Origin of the sequence: Ruegeria sp. HKCCD7559 (genome assembly GCF_013110575.1) — a bacterium.
Classification (GTDB): domain Bacteria; phylum Pseudomonadota; class Alphaproteobacteria; order Rhodobacterales; family Rhodobacteraceae; genus Ruegeria.
Genome location: NZ_WVQU01000005.1, coordinates 268,162 through 287,508, shown reverse-complemented (window position 1 = coordinate 287,508; position 19,347 = coordinate 268,162). Strand labels below are relative to the sequence as shown.

The window sequence follows — 19,347 nt, the reverse complement described above, 5'->3', positions numbered from 1 at the left end:
CACACCGTCGAACCAAAGAAGGCCGCTCCACACCGGGGCGGCCTTTTTTTGTTTTGTGTGAAGACCTTGGCTATTTACAAATATTAACCAATTCTTCCAGCGCTTCTAACAGAGGTGAATTGTTATCTGCTGAATTGTAGTGTTCGGCGTGTGAGCTACCCAAATCACTCGTGCAATGCGTTTCATTGCATTCGATGGCTGTCTCCCGAATGAGCTGGCCAGCAGGCTGAAGAGCTTCATCGTTGTTGTAGGTTTCCATGAACGCAATCGAGTAGTTTTCTGCATTGTCACCCCCACCACTAAATACAACGTAATGGTCATCCGCTCTCAGGATGCGGAGGTCTACAATCGGAGTTTTCAAATAGGTTCCCTGATGCAAGATACCGTTTTGATCTGAAGTTTCCGTGCCGATCAAAAATATACATTTCTGTGGAAAGGAGATCTGCTGGGTTTTCTTTCGTCCGGCTGCCTGCGGCTGTGATGTCAAAGACATCTTGGCGATTTTGTGAGTCAGGCTCTCATAGTCGGCTTCGCCAGCTAAAACCGCACGACAAGCTACGATGATTAGAATGGAGGCACCTAATAGGTGTTTCATATTGTTTCCTTCGAATGACGCTAGTCGACGGTTGGTATAATCCATATGGAGAAATCCCAATACCGAAAGCAACTTTAACGCGCGATGATTCCGTTTGCAGAGCATGGATTCCCCCTTGCCAAACCCCGCCAACCCCACTTTACGCGCGTTCTCAACAAGAACGTCACGGCGGGGTGATCCCAGCTTTTGAGGCGTGACGTGGATTGGCGATGCGCGTCTGTCCTCCTCCCTACTGCGACGTCAAGGAAACGGGCAGAGCGTCTCATGTGGGCGCGGTCCGCACGGACTGAAGCCCTTACTTGACAAGGGCTGTGATCCATACCGGCGGCTGACGGTCTTGCCGTCAGCCGCTGGTGATTGCAAATCAGGACAGTGCTGATTCAGCCGCCGCCCGGACAGCGCGGATGTTGTTTCCGTAGACCTGTGGGGTTGAAACCGAACCGCCTTTGAATACAGCCGAACCGGCCACCAGCACATCCGCACCCGCCGCTGCCACCAGCGGGGCGGTATTCGGGTCGACGCCACCGTCAATCTCGATATGCACCGGACGATCACCGATCATCTGACGCAGTTTTTTGACCTTGCCAGTCATGTCGATGAATTTCTGGCCCCCAAAGCCGGGGTTCACGGTCATCACGCAAACCAGATCCGTGAGGTCCAGCAGATGCTCGACCGCTTCGGCAGGGGTGCCGGGGTTCAGGGCAACGCCGGCTTTCATTCCGGCGCCGCGAATGGCCTGCAAGGTGCGATGGGTATGTGGGCCAGCCTCGATATGTGCGGTCAGAATGTCCGCTCCGGCATCGGCATAGGCCTGGATGTAGGGATCGACCGGCGTGATCATCAGGTGAACGTCCATCACCGTTTTCACATGCGGGCGAAAGGCTTTCACGGCCGGAGGGCCAAAGGTCAGGTTTGGAACGAAATGGCCATCCATCACGTCAACATGAACCCAGTCGGCGCCCTGCGCTTCGATGGCCTGAATTTCCTGCCCAAAATTGGCGAAATCGGCGGACAGGATAGACGGCGCGATCTTGATGGTGCGGTCAAAGCTCATGGTGGCCTCGTATCAGCTGAAGAGTCGCGGATGCGTATACCCCTGAGCCGGTGGGATGGATAGCCCCCGCAAACGCTGTGCCGCCACAAAACTCTTACCGCGTAGCATCTGACCCAATGGGTTGAGGCCTCGGCCCGGAGGTCGGATGCGGCTGAGAATCCTAGTTCGCTGATGCCTCGTTCAGGGTCAGCGTTACACGCTCACCCGCGAAAACCGTGCGGCCGTACTCGATTGGCCGTCCATCCGGGTCGGCATTGACGCCGACCGAAAAGAGAACAGGAGCACCTTCAGACAATTGAAGTTGCAGCGCCTGCGTTGCGGTTGCCCCGCGCGCGGTCAGGCGAGTCGAGACGCGGACGTAATCCTTGACGCCGCAGGCTTGCAGCGCTTTGGTGACGGATTGGGTTTCGGTCAATGTCTGCAAGATATCCGGAAACCGTTCCGCGGGGAAAACGCTTTGAAACAGGGCTATTGGCTGCCCGTCCGCCAGGGATAATCCGTCATAGACGTGCACTGGATCACCCTTGTTAAGGCCCAGAGCTTCGGCTTCGGCTTCATCGGCGACGCGCGTAGTCAAAGCTAGGATTTTCTTACCCGGTATCTTGCCGCTGGCCGAGATGTTCTTGTGATAGCGCACCCTTTTGCCGATCGGATAATCCGTTGGCCGTGCCGCAACAAAAACGCCCGCACCGCGCCGAGCGTGCACCAGCCCCTGATCAGACATGTCAGCCAAAGCGCGCCGTACCGTGTGGCGGTTGACGCCATAGGTGGCGGCCAGCTGAGTTTCGGTCGGCAGGCGATCTCCGGTTTGATAGCGCCCCTCGGCGATGTCCGAGGTCAGGCGCAGGGCAATACTTTTCCAGATCGGCGTTTTGCTCATTCCACCAAACCTTCAAACGGTCGCAGATTGCGTTTTGACAACCTGTCGGTTAACATTTGTCTAGTTGTATAGTTCATGTAGACAACCTATCCAAGAGGCTTTGATGGCAAACCAGACGGAAATCGGGATCAAGGCACGGAAGGAATGGATGGGTCTGCTGGCGCGCGCGCCGGACACTGCCCTAGTGGCGCTGTGGGACGGCATTCAGGACTGCCCGAGTTTCGAATGGCTGCGCAGGCCCGAAGTGGGTGGTGTCATGGTGCGTGGCCGCATAGGAGGAACCGGCGCTTTGTTCAACCTGGGTGAAATGACCGTTACGCGCTGCTCGGTCGTGTTGCAGGATGGTACGGTCGGTCACGGATATGTTCAGGGCAGGTCGAAATCCAAAGCAGAAGCGGCAGCATTGATTGATGCGATGATGCAGACGGCCGCTGCTGGTGATTTGCAGGAACGGCTGCTTGATCCGCTGAGGCTGCAAATGCAGTCGATCAAGACAGCGCGCGCCGCAAAGGCAGCGGCCACCAAGGTCGAGTTTTTCACGCTGGCTCGGGGGGAAGACTGATGCCTGTTCAAATGCGGTACTCGGGGGGCTTTCAAGACGCACCTGTCGACGCGGCACATGCATTCCGCGCGGCCATGACCGCCATGGCGCGCCCGGGTGAACTCCGCACCCTGACTGGCTGCGCACCACCTGCGCCCTTGTCCGTTGCGGCTGGCACGCTGCTCCTGACGCTTTGCGACGCCGAGACAAACGTTCATCTGGCGGGTGAAGCCGACACCGATGTGGTGCGCGAATGGCTGACCTTTCACACGGGTGCACCGATAGTGGCGGCGGAAGAGGCTGATTTTGCCCTTGGTACGTGGGATGCACTGGCGCCGCTCAACACCTATCGTATCGGGACGCCGGAATACCCGGACCGGTCCGCGACACTTGTTGTGGAATGCAGGCGGCTGGAGCAGAACGGAGCGGTTCTGAGCGGCCCCGGCATCCGGCACACGGCGCGGCTTTCTCTGCCGGATGTTCCGGCTCTTCAGAACAATGCGCTGCTTTACCCTTTGGGGTGTGATTTTTTCTTCACCTGCGGTGAGGCGGTCGCGGCCCTGCCGCGTAGCACGCAAATCAGGTCCAGGGGGTAAGCCATGTATGTCGCTGTCAAAGGGGGCGAAAAAGCCATCGAAAACGCCCATGCGTGGCTTGCCGAAGAACGCCGCGGTGCGACAGATGTCGCGGAACTGAGCTTCGCGCAGATCCGTGAACAGTTGGGCCTTGCGGTGAACCGGGTCATGGCTGAGGGGTCGTTATACGATCCCGACCTTGCTGCGCTGGCAATCAAACAGGCGCGCGGCGATCTGATCGAGGCGATTTTCCTCGTCCGCGCTTACCGCACGACCCTGCCTCGTTTCGGCTATTCCAACCCCGTCAAAACCGGCGACATGGCCTGTGATCGCCGGATCTCGGCCACGTTCAAAGATGCCCCCGGTGGTCAGGTTCTGGGGCCAACCTTCGACTACACCCACCGATTGCTGGACTTCAAGCTGGCGGCCGAGAGCGAAGTTCCAAAGGCGCCTGAAGGCCCTGTGCGGCTGGAATCAACGCCACATGTTACCGCATTCCTGAAGGATGAGGGTATCATTCAGGATGAACCGGCCCGCGATGACGTTCCGGGCGATCTGACCCGTGAACCGATGGAGTTCCCGTCCACCCGCCCGGTGCGCCTTCAGTCGCTGACCCGTGGGGACGAGGGATTTGTGCTGGGCATGGCTTATTCGACCCAGCGCGGTTACGCCCGCAACCACGCCTTTGTCGGAGAATTGCGTATCGGCAAGGTCGTGGTTGAGCTGGACATCCCCGAGCTGGGCTTTGCCATCGATATCGGCGAGGTCGAGCTGACCGAATGTGAGACGGTGAACCAGTTCACCGGTTCGAAAACGGAACCGCCACAGTTCACGCGGGGCTATGGGCTGGTCTTTGGCCAGTCTGAACGAAAGTCCATCGCGATGGCGCTGGTCGATCGGGCCTTGCGGTGGGAAGAGTTGGGTGAAGACAACGTGGGCGCGCCCGCGCAGGATGAAGAATTTGTTCTGAGCCATGCGGACAACATTCAGGCTACCGGCTTTCTCGAACATATCAAGCTGCCGCATTATGTCGATTTCCAGTCCGAGATGGAACTGGTCCGCAAACTGCGCCGAAAGGCCCAAGAGCGCATGTCAGAGGAGGCCATGGAATGAAAGCCGTCGTTTTTGATATCGGAAACGTTCTGGTCAAGTGGGATCCGCATCTGGCATGGCTGGAGGAGATGGGTAGCCGCGAGGCGGTGGCAGAGTTCCTGACGCGCATCAATTTCCCCGAACGCAATCTGCGGGCCGATGGAGGAGAGATGTTCGCCGATCTGGCCGCTGAACTGGAAAATGCGGAAGATCGGCAGCGCCTCAGTGTTTACGTTGAACGTTATGCCAGAACCGTTCCGCAAAAGATCGAGGGAAGCTGGCGCCTGCTTTACCGCCTGAAAGAGAAAGGCACTCCGGTTCACGCGATCACCAATTGGTCAGCGGAAACCTGGCCTGTCGGCGTGGGGGCACATCCCGAATTGGGCGAAGTGTTTGGTGTCACCGTCGTGTCGGGGCAGGAGAAGCTTTTGAAGCCTCAGCCAGAGATTTTCCATCTGTTGTGCAAGCGGGCCGGGATTTCACCCGAGAACTGCATTTTCATCGATGACGGGCTGCACAATGTCGAAGGCGCGCGTGCGGTGGGCATGGATGGGATCCACTTCACCGCGCCGCACGCGCTTGAACGCGCTCTTGCAGAAAGAGGCTGCTTATGAGCGCGTACAACTTCGCCTATCTGGACGAACAAACCAAGCGGATGATCCGGCGGGCGATCCTCAAGGGTCTGACCATACCGGGGTATCAGGTGCCGTTTGCCAGCCGCGAGATGCCGATGCCCTATGGCTGGGGTACCGGGGGCGTACAGGTTTCAGCCGCGACGTTGACGCCCGAGGATACGTTCAAGGTGATCGATCAGGGCGCAGACGACACGACCAACGCCGTATCCATCCGCAAGTTCTTTGAAAACACCGCAGGCGTCGCCACCACGGAAAAGACGGAACAGGCCACAATCATTCAGACCCGCCACCGGATCCCCGAAGCAAAACTGCGCGAAGACCAGATCATCGTTTATCAGGTGCCGATTCCGGAACCTCTGCGCTTTTTGGAACCGCGCGAGACTGAGACGCGCAAGATGCACAGTCTTGAGGAATACGGGCTGATGCATGTGAAACTGTACGAGGATATCAGCCAGCACGGGGCGATTTCGACCGCTTATGCCTATCCGGTGAACGTGGCTGGACGCTATGTCATGGACCCGTCCCCGATTCCGAAATTCGACAATCCAAAGCTTGAGATGGACGCGATCCAGCTGTTTGGAGCCGGGCGCGAGCAGCGTATTTATGCGGTGCCTCCGCATACCAAAGTCGTGAGCCTCGATTTCGAGGATTATCCGTTCGAGGCCACCAAGGCCGATCATCCCTGCGATCTGTGCGGGGCCGAAGACAGCTATCTGGACGAGGTTATCATGGATGACGCGGGCAACCGGATGTTTGTCTGTTCTGACACGGATTACTGCCGGTCACGGCGTGAGGCGGGGCATGCAGGCCAATTGGCCGGAAAGAACGCGCAATGACCCCTCTGTTGCAAGTCAAAGGCATTGAAAAAAGCTATGGCCGCCGGATCGGATGCGCGGATGTGAATTTTGATCTCTTCCCCGGAGAAGTAATGGGAATCGTTGGTGAAAGTGGGTCGGGCAAGTCGACCTTGCTCAACTGTATGGCCGGCCTTCTGAAGCCGGATGCCGGGCAGGTGATCTTTGATACCCGTGCAGACGGCCCGGTCGATACGGTCACAATGTCCGAGCCAGAGCGCCGGATGCTGAGCCGCACCGATTGGGCCTTTGTCCATCAACATGCGCGCGACGGGTTGCGGATGTCTGTCAGCGCCGGAGGCAACATTGGCGAGCGGCTGATGGCCGTCGGCGGACGCCACTATGGCAGCATTCGGGGCAAGGCCATTGACTGGTTGGGCCGGGTCGAGATTGACGAGAGCCGCGTCGATGACCGCCCAAGCGCGTTTTCGGGCGGGATGCAGCAGCGTTTGCAGATCGCGCGCAATCTGGTGACAGGTCCTCGGCTGGTGTTCATGGACGAACCGACCGGTGGTCTGGATGTGTCGGTACAGGCGCGTTTACTGGATTTGTTGCGCGGACTTGTGCGTGAGATGAGGTTGAGTGCGATCATCGTCACCCATGATCTTGCCGTGGTGCGTCTGCTGGCGGATCGGTTGATGGTGATGAAAAGCGGTCGCGTGGTCGAGGCCGGGCTGACGGATCAGGTACTGGACGACCCGCAACATGCCTATACGCAGTTGCTGGTGTCCAGCGTTTTGCAGGTTTGAGGCTTTGGGGAAAGATGAAGCGATGATTGAACTTGTCGATGTCAGCAAAAGCTTCACCCTGCACAATCAGGGCGGCGCCGCGATCCCGGTGGTGAAAGGCGCGTCTCTGAAAGTGGAACCGGGTGAGTGCGTCGCCCTGACCGGGCCGTCGGGTGCAGGCAAATCCACGCTGATGCGGGTGATCTACGGCAACTATCTGGCGGCCACTGGTCAGGTGCTGGTCGCAGGGTTGGACGTGGCCCGGGCTGAACCGCGGCAGATCCTGTTGCTGCGTCGTGACACGTTGGGCTATGTCAGCCAGTTCCTGCGGGTCGTGCCTCGGGTGCCGACGCTGGACGTTGTGGCAGAGCCGCTGCTGGCAGCGGGCTGTGACAGGCAAGTGGCAATGGACAGGGCAGCCGGATTGCTGAAACGGCTGAATATTCCCGAACGTCTGTGGACCCTCAGCCCGACGACTTTCTCGGGCGGCGAAAAGCAGAGAGTGAACATTGCGCGGGGCTTTGCGCATGAATATCCGGCAATGCTGTTGGATGAACCGACCGCAAGCTTGGATGCGCAGAACCGGGAAACGGTTTTGTCCCTGATCGAAGAGACAAAGAACAAGGGCGTGACGATTGTCGGGATTTTTCACGATCTCGACGCACGCGAACGGGTCTGCGATCGCGAGGTCGATGTCTCGGACTTCACGCCGGGGATGGCTGCATGACGCTTGCTCCGATCATAGCGGTCGTGGGTCCTTCGGGGGTCGGAAAGGACAGCGTAATGAACGCGTTGGTGGTCCGGGCGCCGGGTGTTCAGCGGCAGCGGCGGGTGATTACCCGTCCCGAAGGCGAAGACGGCGAAGATTTCGACCGGGTCTCGGTCGATACATTTCAGCGAATGGAACGGGTTGGTGCGTTTGCGCTGAGTTGGCATGCGCATGGGCTATATTACGGTGTGCCAAAGACGATCACGCGGCAGCGGCAGGTGGCCGTGGCCGTTCTGGTCAACCTGTCACGAACGGTGTTGCTTGAGGCGCAGGAGGTGTTTGGTGATCTGATCGTGATTTCCCTGACGGCCAAGCCCGAGGTTCTGTCCGAACGCTTGTCCTTAAGAGGGCGGGAAAGCAAGGCGGAACAGACGCGGCGTCTGGACCGGGCCCAAACGTCTTTGCCCAACGGTTTGAACCAGGTCCTGGAATTCGACAACTCCGGTGCGATGGAAGATACGGTTGCCGAAATCCTGTCGCACCTTCAACCGGAAAGCCCGTAGCGATGGATAAGGTAGAAGCGCCCGTCCTCAGCCTCGCCCGTAAGGGCCAGATCCGTGATCTGGAAGGGCTGCGGCAGCAGTGGGACCAGATCGGTTTGCAGCGCGTTCCGAGTTGCTCTCAGGGTTGGTTTGTCCAGCTTGCCGCTCAGCGTGATGTGAAAGCGGAACGCGTCCAGTACGTAAGGATAGCCCCACTGAACCAGGTTGGCGTCTTGCTCTGGGGTCAACCCGGCGGCGCGACGGCGGGCCAGTTCGGCCTTGGAGGTAGGCGCACGAAAGCTGTCCAGTTCCCGAACACAGGCCGCGGCAAGCGCATTCAGTGCCCGCGTCTCACCCAACGGACGCAGGGTCAGAAAGCGCCCAAACCGGGCGATCTCGAGGCCATCCAGCGACACAGGTGGTTGGCGGGAGGCGAGCGAGCTGCACGCCTCTTGCAGGGCTTCGAACGTTTTGCCGTCGCGCAGTCTGAACGGTGGCTTCAGCGTCGCGTGCAGCCCGTACTTGCGCGGTACTTCCGTGACAGCGGCAACGTCGATGCCTTCGACAATCGGATGGGCAACAGGCTTTCCCGCCTCCATGTCCCAACCCAGCCAACTGGTTGCAAATTTCGCCCATTCCTTTCCCGCAGGCGGCGCAAAATAGATCGCGTATCGCGTGAATGTCATGTCGGCCTCCTCTTGCGTGGCCTTCCTCGGTCTCAACATGCGTGAAGTTCAGATGACAGAAGAGTTGATCCTTGCCAATGCCACGCTTGTTTTGCCGAATGAAACCGTAACCGGCAGTGTCCGGATTGTGGGTGAGGCCATCGCTGAAATCGACACCGGAAACGGGGTCCCCGCGGGCGCGATAGATTGCGAAGGCGACTATGTCAGCCCCGGCCTTGTCGAGTTGCACACGGACAACCTTGAACGTCACATTCAACCGCGCCCACAGGTGAACTGGCCCCATGCCGCCGCAATTCTTGCGCATGATGCGGAATTGGCCGGCGCCGGGATCACGACAGTGTTCGATGCCATGCGGGTTGGATCGATCCCGTCGGGCGCCCGGCGGTATGGGAAATACGCCCGCGGCCTGTCGCAGGAGTTGTGGGATCTGCACGAACAGGATGCGCTCAAGATCAGCCACTTTCTGCACTTGCGGGCCGAGGTGTGTTCGGAAACTCTGGTTGAAGAGCTGAGCGAATTTGGACCGGAAGACAGGGTTGGCATTGTGTCCATAATGGATCACACACCCGGTCAGCGTCAGTTTCGCGATATGGGCAAGCTGGAGACCTTTCTGAAGGGCAAATATGCCATGGATGATGACACGTTCTTTCAGCACGTGGCGCAATTGAAAGGGCTTCGAGATCGCAATGGCGTACTGCACGAGGTCGAAGCTGTCAAAGCTGCCCGCCGTTTCGGAGCAGTATTGGCCAGCCATGACGACACGACTGAAGATCAGGTGAAAGTGTCCGTAGATCACGGCATCCGTCTGGCCGAGTTCCCCACAACCGTCGAAGCGGCACGCGCCTGCCACAAGAACGACATTCGGGTCATGATGGGCGCGCCGAACATAATCCGCGGGGGGTCGCATTCAGGCAATGTTGCTGCCTACGAGCTGGCTCAGCTTGGGTATCTGGACATCCTGTCTTCGGATTATGTGCCGTCGGCCTTGTTGCTGTCGGCGGTTAGGCTGGGCGAGATTTGGGGCGACCTGGCGCGGGGGATGAAGACGGTTACGCTGGCACCGGCTCGGGCCGCAGGGTTGGAGGAGCGGGGCGAGTTGCGCGTCGACGCCCGCGCCGATGTCATCCGCTTCCGGATGCGCGCGGGTGTACCCGTCCCGAGTTCGGTTTGGGCGCGCGGTCGACGCGTGGCGTGATCAGGCGGTGTAGAACAGGTAACGGTCCGGGGCGATTGTCTTGGGCCCCCGGATCTGGGCAAAGCCGACCAGGGGCTGACCTGAAATCAACAACCCGCCGGGCTGCATGACTTTTGCGATCAGCGGGCTGAGACGCTCTGCTTCGGCGACGTCCTCGTGCTTGATGCCGCGTCCGAAATCGTAATGCGCCAGCGCGATTCTATGCCCGTCGGCCGCCAGTCTGAGCAGCATCGGTTCGGCCTCACCTTGCAGGAAATCCTCGGCCGGGGGGGTGCTGTCCGGATGGCATTGCAGGATCCGGTCCATCACCCAGATCCGGCGCTCTGGCAGGATTTCACGCAGGTGGTCATAGGTGCGGCCATTGCCCAGGCCCATATCCAGCACATCCCCCGGCTGGCCGCTGATCCGCTCGGCCGCCCAGTTCAATCCGTCGCGTTGGGCCGTCAGTCGGCGCAGCATGGAATCCAATCGGCTCATGGTGATGTCCTCATTCGTTCTCTGGCGCGACCCAGGCTGTGGCGGGCCCGCTCAGCAGTTTGCTCAGAAGGGCCTCGGTAAAGGTCCAGATGTCCTGATCATGGACCAGATGATGGGTCAATATGCCAAAGGGCTCGGTGTTGTCTGAACGGCCTTCGCGTCGGTCTCGCAGAAGACCAGCAGTCTGCGCGATCAGGGCGTCGGCTGAGATCAAGCCACGCGACCCGCGCCAGTCGATCGGATCAAGGTGGGTATTGATCTGCTCAAGACCCGGGGCGGCCAGGCATGATTTTCGGGGCGTTGCGGTGGACAGGATGCGGTATCCCAGCTTTGGCAACTGTTTGGCCATTTCGGGTGCAATGCGATTCCAGGGGGGCACGAACATTTGTCGTATATTGTCACCAAACAGGGACCGAAGACGCACCATCCCGGCCTCCGCATCCGTCACCATCATGTCCAGCGGACGGTCGAGCCGAAACTCGGCCTTCTTCTCGCCGCGAGGTGCATGGTTTGTATGCGCCCACCCGTGTACGACCGGAACAAGAGACGCGCGCGCGGCGACGTATTCCGCCAGCGCGGGCGTCGCGTCGCGTGGAATGACGGCCAGATGCACGGGCAGGCCCAGTTTGTCGGCCAGCTCGGAAAGGCGGTCCAATTGCGGTGTTGGCGCGATGGCATCATCATCGCGCCACCACAAAGGCAAGAGCAAGCTTTCGGCACGCCAATGATTCAACTCGACGTCAAGTGGGCGCCAGTCGGGGTTCATGTGCGCTGCTCCAGCAGGCGCTTGGCGATGTGGACGGATTGGATGGCCCCGTCAAAACCGAAATCCTGTTGTACACGGGGGCCGTCGGCCACGACACGCTCCACCGCCCGAGCCAATGTCGCCCCGCTCAATGCTCGGCTTTCCAGAACTTCGATTGCGGGCAGATCGGACAGGCTCTGCCCGCGCAGCCCTTGTTCCACCTCTTTGCCGTCGTCGAAAGGTACAAACACGGCGGGGGTGCCACTTTGAAGGATATCCATGGCAGTGTTGTAGCCGCACATGCTTACCGATGCCGCTGCCAGGGGCAGCATCTGGCGGAAATCCGGCCGCACAGGTTCCAGACCAACCGAAGCACCTTCGGCCATCCGGGACAATTCCGCGATCCGCACCTTTGCATCCGTTCCACCGACCAGCAGGCGCCAGCGCCTGTTGGGCATCTTTCGGGCGGCCTCGATGGCCGCGCGAAAGATCGGTTGCCCGACGGATCCGCCGCCAGCGCTGACCAGGATTTCATCCTGGCCCGCCACGTCGGGGTGAGGTTGGGGCAATGCAGGCGCCACAAAGCCGGTGTAGTGAAGTCGCTTGGCCAATCGGTCCGACACCGGCCAGCTGACCGACAGGGGTGTAACGCTTTCGGTGGAATGCACCAGAATGCCGTCATAATGCCGAGACACGATTTCATCCGCGCGCTCGGCCTTGGCGCGTTTGGAGGGCGGAGCCAGAATGTCGCGGATGGATCCGAGAATGACGGGACGCTCAGGCAACGCGCTTGCCGCATTCAAGGCCGCATCGAACTCGGCCGACAGTGATCGGCGACCAAAGGGGTAAAGCTCGGTGATCAGGATCTGCGGCTGGAAGCTGTTCACCGCCTGCACCAGGGCGGCCTCGCGCGTGGCGTGATAGGCCGCGTCAGCCTCGTCGCCGCTTTCGGTCAGCAAACGGGTGAAGTTGGTTCCGTCTGACCTGAGCGGCGGCAAGCCGAACAGGGTCATGCCCGTGCTGTCCAATTGCGGCGCGGGCATGCCACCCGTCACGACCATGACGTCGTGGCCATCATCCCGAAAGGCCCGCCCCAATGTCAGCGCCCGGCTGAGATGCCCGGTGCCCAACAGGTGCGTGACGATGATCATCACCTTCATTGCGGGGCCTCGTATTTGATCAGGCGAACGGGGTCGGCGTCGGCGGTCATGGTCTTCATGTCGACGATATACAGCCGATTGCGTTTGATCTTAAAGGGGGCAGGTCCTTCGAAATTCCAACCCCATGCCCAAGCCAGAATGACCCGCATGATACCGATATGACAGACTGCGACCGTATCCTGCCGCAGCGCGGACAGCCAGGGGCGAAGCCTGTCCCGAACCTCGGCCGGGCTTTCTCCGTTTGGTGGGCGGAAATCCCAGCCCCAATGCTCGATATGACGATATCCGCTGGATGCGTCCGCGATCAGGTCGACCCCGCGCTGACCTTCCCAATCGCCCCAGTTCATCTCGGTCAACGCGTCCGAGGTGTTCGGGTCGCGACCGGTCACGATTTGCGCCGTCTCACTGGCGCGGTGCAGGGGGCTGGACCAGATGTCAGCCTTGGCCCAGTCCTGCGGCAATCCATAGCCCGCCAATTCGGCTCGGGCGTCATCGTCCAGCGGTATGTCGCTGCGCCCCTGGATCCGTCCCGCGCGGTTCCAATGGGTGTGCCCGTGGCGGAGCAGTGCAAGCCGGGTCATGTTACGTCCTTCAGCAGGGGTCGGAGGGTTGCCCACAAGCGCTCGGTCGCCTGTGGCATCAGGTGGCGCTCTGCCACGTAGTTGCGTGCCGCAGCGCCCAGAGTGTGGCGCAGCGTGGAATCCGACAAAAGGGCCTGCATGCCATCCGCAAATCCCCTGGCGCCGCTTTCGACGGATGGATAGGCCGCCGGGGACAGAACATCGCGTACACCGGGCCGATCCTGAGCGACCACAGGCAATCCCGCAACCTGCGCCTCGAGGTAAATCATGCCGTAAGCCTCATTCACTCCGGGCCATGCGAGCAGAGATGATTGTTGATAGACGCGTTGCAGTTCTTCCCGGTCAAGCTGACCCAGAAAACGCACCCGCTGTCCGAACGGCGCCATCAGCGCCTCAACCTGCCTGCGCGCCGGGCCGTCTCCTGCGATGTTCAGGTGCCAGTCCCCGGTCAAATGCGCCAGGGTCTCGGACAATATCTGATAGGACGCCAGCTTGTCCCCATGCCGCATCATGCCGACAGTCAGCATGGGTGCGCCACCTGTGGCGGCCGGAGGCAGTTCCGAGATGGGCAGGAACGGAGGCAATTCGACCAAAGCCTGATCGCCAAAGCGATCCCGCTGCAAAGTGATCAGGTCGTTGGCCGTATGATAAAAGATCACATCCGCTGCATCGCAGGCCTGATGCGCCGCCTTGGCGAACTCAGCCCACGGTCCGTTTAACCGACTGGATGCGCGGGTGCTTTCCAGTTGCACATAGGGAATGCCGCGCGCCTTGCAAACCCGAGGGCCCAGCAGGTCAGGTGCCTTGTAATAATTGTGGTAGGTCACCCACAAATCGGTATCGGATGGCATGTCAGAGACAAGTCGTTTCGCTTCATCTTCTGCCGCGCGTCTCAGGGCATGTTGCAGGTCTTCGTCGCCGTTTTTGTCATAAATGCGCAAGTCGGTCGCCAGATCGACCGTATCACCCTCGGCGGTCAGCGCCTGCATCAGGTTCCGGGCCATTTCACGGTCGCCCGAAGGTTTCGGGCTGTCAGGAGATTTCATCGGGGCATAAAACGCGACCCGCGCCATTAGGCGTTTTCCATGCACATGGAGTTGAGTCGTTCCGACAGCCGTGCGATGCCGGGAGCCATCCGGAACTCAGCGATCAGGCGGTCATAGGCCGCATGCGCCATCTGTGACGCTTGCTGCGGATTGGCTGACAAACGTTCGACGGCTTCCGCAAGTGCAGATGGGGCGTCATCGGACAAAACCCCATGTGTTCCGGTTTCGATAAACTCGGGGATCGCCGAGACCGGTGTCGACAGGATTGGCAACAACTGAGACGCGGCCTCCATCAGCACATTCGGCAACCCGTCGCGGTCTCCGTCCTTCGCGATACGGCTGGGCAGAACGAACAGGTCGGCATCACGCATTGCTGCGATGACCTCGGGCTGGTCGCAAGCCCCTTTCCAAGTGATCCGGTTCGCAATGCCGGCTGCGTTCGCCTGTGCCCTCAAAACGTCATCCAATGCGCCGCCGCCGATATGGGTCCAGTGCCAGTTCAGGTCATCGGGCAGCAATGCGAAAGCCGCGATCAGACGATCGAAGCCTTTTTTCTCGACCAGCCGCCCGACAGAAATCATGTGAAAAGGATCATTCACAGCACGCAGCTGTCGCGTTGGGGGCTTGGGAAAGCGAGACAGGTCCAAACCGTGATAGATCAGGTCCACGCGCTTGGGGTCATCGGCCAGGCTGCGCAGATGTTCCGCTCCGATGGCTGTGCAGGTGGCGCCAAACGTGGCCCCGTAGGAGGCGGCTTGCAGCTTTTCACGTTTTTCCCAATCCGGCGACGTCCAGATATCCTTGGCATGAGCCGAAAAACTCCACGGCAATGCGCGCATGATGGCGGCGTAACGGGCAACGGATGACGGCGTGTGCATGAAATGAGCGTACAACCCTTGCGTCCGGGCAGGCAATTCTGCGGCCAGAACGCAGGCTTGCCCAAACCGTCGGATGCGATTGGGCGTCGGGTCGCGCTTCAAGTCCTGACGCCAGGTCCGATAGGCCCTGTCGTAACCGGGAAGCGTTTGGGCAAGGGCCCGTGCCGCCCAGACCCGTTTGGGTTCATCATGAAGATACTCGGGCAGGTATCGGACCTGTCCTGTGAACCGGTCATGCAAGGGATGACGTTTCGTATCGGTCGGGTGCCGCAAAGACCAGATGTCTAAGCGATGCCCGGCCTCCTGCAAGGCGACAAGTTCCTGCGCAATGAACGTTTCGGACAGTCGTGGCCAACCTTTGACCACAACCGCCAATCGAGGAGAATCTGAGGTCATCCGGTGGCTCGTTCCTGTTCCCAGGTCAGCAGGCTCTCGATGCGGTCGGTGACATAATCCAGCCCGTCCAGCAATCCGCTTTGTATCGCCTGCGACGGTAGGGACTGGTGCGGTAATTCCCGAATGGCGCGGATCATCGCGTCCGGCGTCAGGCCATCCCGGTTTTCATCCAGCATTCGGACAAGGCCCAGCCCTTCTGCGCGCGAGGCCCGTATCCACTGTTCCAGACGGGGCGTGGTGCGCGGAACGATGACAGCGCGTTTGTCAAAGGAAAGAACCTCGCAGAACGTGTTGTAGCCGCCCATGCAGACGACGCCTTCGGCCCCTGCAAACAGCGTTTCGATCTGGGATTCGAACCCAACGGCAGTGACGCGGCCGTTCAACGCGGCAACGCGGGTTTCGAAATCTTCGCGCAACTCACCGGACAGGAAGGGGCCATAGACCAAAACCGCGCGCGGCGACAGATCCGGGTCTTTTTCATATGCAGACAGGACGAGGTTGACCATCGCCTTGCCGTCGCCGCCACCGCCGGGCGTGATCAGGATGTAGGGTTGTTGCGGAGGCTCGCCGACCGGACCAAGATCGCGGCGCAGATATCCCGTCCAGTGGATGCGGGACTGCGCCGAAGCGCTCAGCGGCAACCCCTGCGTCGGGTCATAAATCGACTGCAAGCCGTAAACCCAGATTTCGTGATAAAACCGTTCGGTGGCTTCAACGGCCTCCTTGCGCGCCCACTCGGCGGCCAGGACTTCGGGTTCATCCAGAACATCGCGCAACCCAAGCACCATTTTGGTTCCGCAGTTCTTTTGCAGATGGTTCAGTGTCGGCAGCAGCTCACCCCGAAACCCCGTCGGTTCCTTGTCTACGATCAACACGTCAGGGTCGAACTGCTGAACGGCGGTTTGAATAAGACCTGACCGCAACTCGGTCACTTCTTCGATGCCCATCCCGATCGTGCGTGCAGCATAAGACCCGTCTGCGCGTTTGGTGACACCGGGCAGGCGCACGTGGTCAACGCGGCGGGGAAAGGTAAACCGTCCGGCCACGGGTGATCCCGTCAGGATCAGCGCGGATGCGCTTTGGTCCGCCTGCGTGATCGCGGCCGCCAAAGCCCGAGACCGGCGAAGATGGCCCAGCCCGAACGTATCGTGACTGTAAAACAGGATACGCGGTGCGCGGCCCGGTTTGGAATTGGTTTTGCCTAGGCTCATAGTGTTGCCTGTCTTCTTGATCCCGGTTCGAAATCCGCGCGTTTGCAAGCGTTACTGTATATATCCCCGTCGCGCTTGCCAAAGGAGGAATTGCTCTTCAGCAAATGTTCCAAGCATTGCGATTTGGCAACAGCATATTGACGGTTTCGCGTCATGTCGCACCAAAGCTTGAGAGGGATCGCAAAAGAACCGATGAACTGGCAAAGGGGCAGGGCCTTCAACTGCCGTTCATATTCAATTTTCGCCAGATTGAAAACATCCGGAATTACGCAGTGCGCCAAGAACACGCCCGAACACGATATTGAACAGGGTGCACCCGAGTGTTTGAACTGCCTAAAACCCTTCTGTAATCTGATCGCTATCGGAAAAACTGGATGCAAAACCCCATGAAACATATCTTTCTGGCCGCAACACTTCTGGCTTTGTGGGCTTTTGTACTGGCGCTTCCGGTAAGCGTTTCAGCGCAAACATCCTTGATTCCGGGATACAACGCGGACAGTTCGTCTGCGTCCTCGCCGGAAAGTGACCTGGCTGCCGCAATTCGCGCCGCCAGCGAAGCCGGGGCTAGTGTGATCGTCATCGACAGCGCCGGGCAGGTTGTGACAACGGCAGGCGGCACGGATGCGGGTACGAATGATGCGGCGGGCGATTCGAACAATCCCATGGGTGAGGGATCGCAGCTGATGAAGGCGCAGGAGCGGTTCTCGAAATTCCGTGAGTCCATGCAGTCACGGCTTGAGGCGCTGCCGTATTCGGTGTTCGAAGTGAAGTATATCCTGCGCCAGACCAGTCCGGACGGTCGCATTCAGACCTATGTGGAAGTTCTGGGCTGGAACATCCTGTTCCTGTTGTTGGGCCGCTGGCTGTCTATTGAGATATACGGGAAACGCATCGCGCGTCGCTGGGTCGTGGCGCGGATCAAGGATGAACCGCAGGGTTACCGAGAAAAGATGCCCTTCCTTCTGTTCCGGTTTCTGATGGGGATCGGAGCGACGATATTTGCCATGCTCATGGCCCTGATCGTCGGATACCTGTTTTTTGGCGAAGCGGACGATATCTCGATCCAGTTCACGGTCACGGCGATCTTCACGGCGTTCTTCCTGTCGCGCACGGTGTCCGATCTGTGGCGGATGGTATTGTCACCTTACCTGAGTCAATACCGGCTGCCACCGTTCTCGGACCGGGACGCCAAGCGGCTGTATCTGTGGGCTTCGGCCCTCGCGACCTATGACATCACGGTTGTCCTGTTTTCGACCTGGGTTGCGGATTTCGGGCTGAACTACAACGTCTACGCCATGGTCTATGGCTGCCTGACAATGGTGGGCGCTTTCGGCAATATTCTGATGATCCTGTTCAATGCCCGGGCCATTTCAAATGCCATCCGGGGCGGAAGAGCGCCGGATCAGGTCTCGTGGTTGTTGCGGTTCGTCTCCTTCGGCTGGGCACCTGCACTGATCGTCTATGTCGTGTTCAGCTGGTTCCGCCTGGCGGTTGATCTTGCACTGGAGAACCCAACGCCGCTGCCGCTGATCGCAAGCAGCTATATGATCTTCATGTCTGTCGTCGTTGCCTATGGTGCGATGAACTACGTGCTGGAGCGGTATTTTGACCGTTCGCGCAAGATCAACGAGATAAACGAAGAAACCGCCGCTGCCGAAGCGGATGCCGAGCCCGTGGAAACGCCCGAGGCAGAACAGCGCAAACAGTATCTTCTGACCTATGAGGATCTGGCGCGTCGGGTGGCTGGAATTCTGGCCTTTGTGATCGGTGTCTATGCCCTTGTGGTGATTTGGTATCCCGATGCGGAATGGAGCGAGGACCTGCCGGTTGCACGCGTGCTGGATGTAATGGTCATCATCTTCATCGGCTACATCCTGTTTCATTTCTTTCGCATCTGGATCGACAGCAAGATAGCGGAAGAAGTCGATGATGGCACCGAGGCCGAACTGGGCGATGAGGGCGGGGAAGGCGGACAAAGCCGGCTGGCGACGCTGCTGCCATTGTTCCGCGGCGCAATTCTGGCCGTTGTGGTCGTGACCATCATGCTGATCGTTCTCATGGAACTTGGTATCAATGTCAGCCCGCTGTTTGCGGGTGCCGGTGTGGTTGGTCTGGCTGTCGGTTTCGGATCTCAAACACTGGTGCGAGACATCTTTTCCGGGGCGTTTTTCCTGATGGATGATGCCTTTCGGAAGGGTGAGTACATCGATATCGGAGACGTCAAGGGAACGGTCGAGAAGATCTCGGTCCGGTCCTTCCAGCTGCGTCACCATCTTGGCGCGTTGAACACGATTCCTTTTGGCGAAATCAAGGTTCTGACGAACTATTCCCGTGACTGGGTGATCATGAAACTGCCGCTGCGCGTGACCTATGACACTGACGTGGAAAAGGTGCGAAAGCTGATCAAGAAGCTGGGGCAGGAGTTGCTGAGCGATCCTGTGATCGGCGAAAACTTCATACAGCCGCTGAAGTCCCAGGGCGTGATCGAAATGCAGGATTCAGCGATGATCATCCGGGTCAAGTTCATGACCAAACCGGGCGATCAGTGGCTGGTGCGCAAGAAGGTCTATCAGGAAATTCGTGAATTGTTCGCGCGGGAAGGCATCAAATTCGCGCATCGCGAAGTCACCGTGAGGTTGGCAGACGGCAAAGACGCCGATGACCTGACGCCGAAACAGCGTGAGGCGGTAACAGGCGCGGTGCAGGCAGCGATCGATGAGGATTACCTGGACGATATCGGCCCTGGGGGCGACGATCGATAGGGGCG

General features: G+C 59.4%; 21 protein-coding genes. 10 read left to right on the top strand and 11 right to left on the bottom strand.

Translation table 11 applies throughout. The features are described from left to right. Positions 1-70 precede the first annotated feature (70 nt). From GS605_RS15300 to phnF, 3 genes are all read right to left on the bottom strand, one after another. On the bottom strand, positions 71-595 hold the full coding sequence (locus GS605_RS15300) for a hypothetical protein (RefSeq protein WP_171724517.1): 525 nt from the start codon (positions 593-595) through the stop codon (positions 71-73). A gap of 364 nt (positions 596-959) precedes the next feature. Beyond that, complete coding sequence (rpe, locus tag GS605_RS15295) at positions 960-1,649, bottom strand: ribulose-phosphate 3-epimerase (protein ID WP_171636657.1); 690 nt, start codon at positions 1,647-1,649, stop codon at positions 960-962. Between the two features lie 160 nt (positions 1,650-1,809). Then, positions 1,810-2,529, bottom strand: coding sequence for a phosphonate metabolism transcriptional regulator PhnF (gene phnF / locus GS605_RS15290; RefSeq protein WP_171724516.1), 720 nt, complete (start codon positions 2,527-2,529; stop codon positions 1,810-1,812). A gap of 103 nt (positions 2,530-2,632) precedes the next feature. Here phnF and phnG point away from each other — a divergent pair, with 103 nt between their 5' ends. The 8 genes from phnG to GS605_RS15250 are packed head-to-tail and all read left to right on the top strand — an operon-like array spanning position 2,633 to position 8,226. Then, a complete protein-coding gene (gene phnG / locus GS605_RS15285) occupies positions 2,633-3,091 on the top strand; it encodes a phosphonate C-P lyase system protein PhnG (protein WP_171724515.1) in 459 nt (152 codons plus the stop codon). After that, the gene (phnH, locus tag GS605_RS15280) at positions 3,091-3,666 is read left to right on the top strand and encodes a phosphonate C-P lyase system protein PhnH (RefSeq protein WP_171724514.1); all 576 of its coding nucleotides are present in this window, start codon (positions 3,091-3,093) and stop codon (positions 3,664-3,666) included. Before phnG ends, phnH begins: the two co-directional genes overlap by 1 nt. Positions 3,667-3,669: 3 nt before the next feature. Next, the gene (locus tag GS605_RS15275) at positions 3,670-4,758 is read left to right on the top strand and encodes a carbon-phosphorus lyase complex subunit PhnI (RefSeq protein WP_171724513.1); all 1,089 of its coding nucleotides are present in this window, start codon (positions 3,670-3,672) and stop codon (positions 4,756-4,758) included. Further along, a complete protein-coding gene (locus tag GS605_RS15270; RefSeq protein ID WP_171724512.1) occupies positions 4,755-5,351 on the top strand; it encodes an HAD family phosphatase in 597 nt (198 codons plus the stop codon). The genes GS605_RS15275 and GS605_RS15270 overlap by 4 nt, the downstream gene beginning before the upstream one ends. Then, positions 5,348-6,208: an alpha-D-ribose 1-methylphosphonate 5-phosphate C-P-lyase PhnJ gene (locus GS605_RS15265; RefSeq protein WP_171724511.1), complete on the top strand. Its 861-nt coding sequence runs from the start codon at positions 5,348-5,350 to the stop codon at positions 6,206-6,208. The genes GS605_RS15270 and GS605_RS15265 overlap by 4 nt, the downstream gene beginning before the upstream one ends. Beyond that, complete coding sequence (gene phnK / locus GS605_RS15260) at positions 6,205-6,975, top strand: phosphonate C-P lyase system protein PhnK (RefSeq protein ID WP_171636672.1); 771 nt, start codon at positions 6,205-6,207, stop codon at positions 6,973-6,975. Before GS605_RS15265 ends, phnK begins: the two co-directional genes overlap by 4 nt. Positions 6,976-6,997: 22 nt before the next feature. Then, the gene (phnL, locus tag GS605_RS15255; protein WP_171724510.1) at positions 6,998-7,681 is read left to right on the top strand and encodes a phosphonate C-P lyase system protein PhnL; all 684 of its coding nucleotides are present in this window, start codon (positions 6,998-7,000) and stop codon (positions 7,679-7,681) included. Then, a complete protein-coding gene (locus GS605_RS15250) occupies positions 7,678-8,226 on the top strand; it encodes a phosphonate metabolism protein/1,5-bisphosphokinase (PRPP-forming) PhnN (RefSeq protein ID WP_171724509.1) in 549 nt (182 codons plus the stop codon). The genes phnL and GS605_RS15250 overlap by 4 nt, the downstream gene beginning before the upstream one ends. On the opposite strand, the gene GS605_RS15245 is transcribed toward GS605_RS15250, so the two are convergent. Further along, on the bottom strand, positions 8,208-8,891 hold the full coding sequence (locus GS605_RS15245; protein ID WP_171724508.1) for a DUF1045 domain-containing protein: 684 nt from the start codon (positions 8,889-8,891) through the stop codon (positions 8,208-8,210). The genes GS605_RS15250 and GS605_RS15245 overlap by 19 nt on opposite strands. 52 nt (positions 8,892-8,943) lie before the next feature. On the opposite strand from GS605_RS15245, the gene GS605_RS15240 reads away from it, so the two are divergent. Then, positions 8,944-10,086, top strand: a complete 1,143-nt coding sequence (locus GS605_RS15240) for an alpha-D-ribose 1-methylphosphonate 5-triphosphate diphosphatase (protein WP_171724525.1) — start codon at positions 8,944-8,946, stop codon at positions 10,084-10,086. On the opposite strand, the gene GS605_RS15235 is transcribed toward GS605_RS15240, so the two are convergent. From GS605_RS15235 to GS605_RS15205, 7 genes are read right to left on the bottom strand one after another with little or no spacing between them, the layout of a single operon-like run. Beyond that, positions 10,087-10,563 carry a class I SAM-dependent methyltransferase gene (locus GS605_RS15235; RefSeq protein WP_171724507.1) on the bottom strand — a complete coding sequence of 159 codons (477 nt, stop codon included), beginning with the start codon at positions 10,561-10,563 and terminating at the stop codon, positions 10,087-10,089. Between the two features lie 10 nt (positions 10,564-10,573). Next, entirely contained in the window at positions 10,574-11,329 is a 756-nt protein-coding gene (locus GS605_RS15230) for a polysaccharide deacetylase family protein (protein WP_171724506.1), read from the bottom strand. Continuing rightward, positions 11,326-12,468: a glycosyltransferase family protein gene (locus GS605_RS15225; RefSeq protein ID WP_171724505.1), complete on the bottom strand. Its 1,143-nt coding sequence runs from the start codon at positions 12,466-12,468 to the stop codon at positions 11,326-11,328. The genes GS605_RS15230 and GS605_RS15225 overlap by 4 nt, the downstream gene beginning before the upstream one ends. Then, positions 12,465-13,049: a histidine phosphatase family protein gene (locus tag GS605_RS15220; protein WP_171636684.1), complete on the bottom strand. Its 585-nt coding sequence runs from the start codon at positions 13,047-13,049 to the stop codon at positions 12,465-12,467. The genes GS605_RS15225 and GS605_RS15220 overlap by 4 nt, the downstream gene beginning before the upstream one ends. After that, positions 13,046-14,122, bottom strand: a complete 1,077-nt coding sequence (locus tag GS605_RS15215) for a glycosyltransferase family 4 protein (RefSeq protein ID WP_171724504.1) — start codon at positions 14,120-14,122, stop codon at positions 13,046-13,048. Before GS605_RS15215 ends, GS605_RS15220 begins: the two co-directional genes overlap by 4 nt. Beyond that, positions 14,122-15,369 (bottom strand): glycosyltransferase family 4 protein, encoded by a 1,248-nt coding sequence (locus GS605_RS15210; RefSeq protein ID WP_171724503.1) that lies wholly within the window; start codon positions 15,367-15,369, stop codon positions 14,122-14,124. Before GS605_RS15210 ends, GS605_RS15215 begins: the two co-directional genes overlap by 1 nt. Then, positions 15,366-16,580: a glycosyltransferase family protein gene (locus GS605_RS15205; RefSeq protein ID WP_171636690.1), complete on the bottom strand. Its 1,215-nt coding sequence runs from the start codon at positions 16,578-16,580 to the stop codon at positions 15,366-15,368. The genes GS605_RS15210 and GS605_RS15205 overlap by 4 nt, the downstream gene beginning before the upstream one ends. A gap of 386 nt (positions 16,581-16,966) precedes the next feature. Between GS605_RS15205 and GS605_RS15200 the strand changes: the two genes are divergently transcribed. Next, complete coding sequence (locus GS605_RS15200; protein ID WP_171724502.1) at positions 16,967-19,342, top strand: mechanosensitive ion channel family protein; 2,376 nt, start codon at positions 16,967-16,969, stop codon at positions 19,340-19,342. The last annotated feature ends 5 nt before the right edge of the window (positions 19,343-19,347 follow it).

Bases quoted from the DNA above. Each gene is read 5' to 3' on its own strand.
- rpe (WP_171636657.1), bottom strand. From the start codon at position 1,649: ATGAGCTTTGACCGCACCATCAAGATCGCGCCGTCTATCCTGTCCGCC.
- GS605_RS15220 (WP_171636684.1), bottom strand. From the start codon at position 13,049: ATGACCCGGCTTGCACTGCTCCGCCACGGGCACACCCATTGGAACCGC.
- GS605_RS15215 (WP_171724504.1), bottom strand. From the start codon at position 14,122: ATGGCGCGGGTCGCGTTTTATGCCCCGATGAAATCTCCTGACAGCCCG.
- phnK (WP_171636672.1), top strand. From the start codon at position 6,205: ATGACCCCTCTGTTGCAAGTCAAAGGCATTGAAAAAAGCTATGGCCGC.
- phnF (WP_171724516.1), bottom strand. From the start codon at position 2,529: ATGAGCAAAACGCCGATCTGGAAAAGTATTGCCCTGCGCCTGACCTCG.
- GS605_RS15275 (WP_171724513.1), top strand. From the start codon at position 3,670: ATGTATGTCGCTGTCAAAGGGGGCGAAAAAGCCATCGAAAACGCCCAT.
- GS605_RS15270 (WP_171724512.1), top strand. From the start codon at position 4,755: ATGAAAGCCGTCGTTTTTGATATCGGAAACGTTCTGGTCAAGTGGGAT.
- GS605_RS15235 (WP_171724507.1), bottom strand. From the start codon at position 10,563: ATGAGCCGATTGGATTCCATGCTGCGCCGACTGACGGCCCAACGCGAC.
- phnG (WP_171724515.1), top strand. From the start codon at position 2,633: ATGGCAAACCAGACGGAAATCGGGATCAAGGCACGGAAGGAATGGATG.
- GS605_RS15200 (WP_171724502.1), top strand. From the start codon at position 16,967: ATGAAACATATCTTTCTGGCCGCAACACTTCTGGCTTTGTGGGCTTTT.
- GS605_RS15245 (WP_171724508.1), bottom strand. From the start codon at position 8,891: ATGACATTCACGCGATACGCGATCTATTTTGCGCCGCCTGCGGGAAAG.
- GS605_RS15210 (WP_171724503.1), bottom strand. From the start codon at position 15,369: ATGACCTCAGATTCTCCTCGATTGGCGGTTGTGGTCAAAGGTTGGCCA.
- GS605_RS15240 (WP_171724525.1), top strand. From the start codon at position 8,944: ATGACAGAAGAGTTGATCCTTGCCAATGCCACGCTTGTTTTGCCGAAT.
- phnL (WP_171724510.1), top strand. From the start codon at position 6,998: ATGATTGAACTTGTCGATGTCAGCAAAAGCTTCACCCTGCACAATCAG.
- GS605_RS15250 (WP_171724509.1), top strand. From the start codon at position 7,678: ATGACGCTTGCTCCGATCATAGCGGTCGTGGGTCCTTCGGGGGTCGGA.
- GS605_RS15230 (WP_171724506.1), bottom strand. From the start codon at position 11,329: ATGAACCCCGACTGGCGCCCACTTGACGTCGAGTTGAATCATTGGCGT.
- GS605_RS15225 (WP_171724505.1), bottom strand. From the start codon at position 12,468: ATGAAGGTGATGATCATCGTCACGCACCTGTTGGGCACCGGGCATCTC.
- GS605_RS15205 (WP_171636690.1), bottom strand. From the start codon at position 16,580: ATGAGCCTAGGCAAAACCAATTCCAAACCGGGCCGCGCACCGCGTATC.
- GS605_RS15300 (WP_171724517.1), bottom strand. From the start codon at position 595: ATGAAACACCTATTAGGTGCCTCCATTCTAATCATCGTAGCTTGTCGT.
- phnH (WP_171724514.1), top strand. From the start codon at position 3,091: ATGCCTGTTCAAATGCGGTACTCGGGGGGCTTTCAAGACGCACCTGTC.
- GS605_RS15265 (WP_171724511.1), top strand. From the start codon at position 5,348: ATGAGCGCGTACAACTTCGCCTATCTGGACGAACAAACCAAGCGGATG.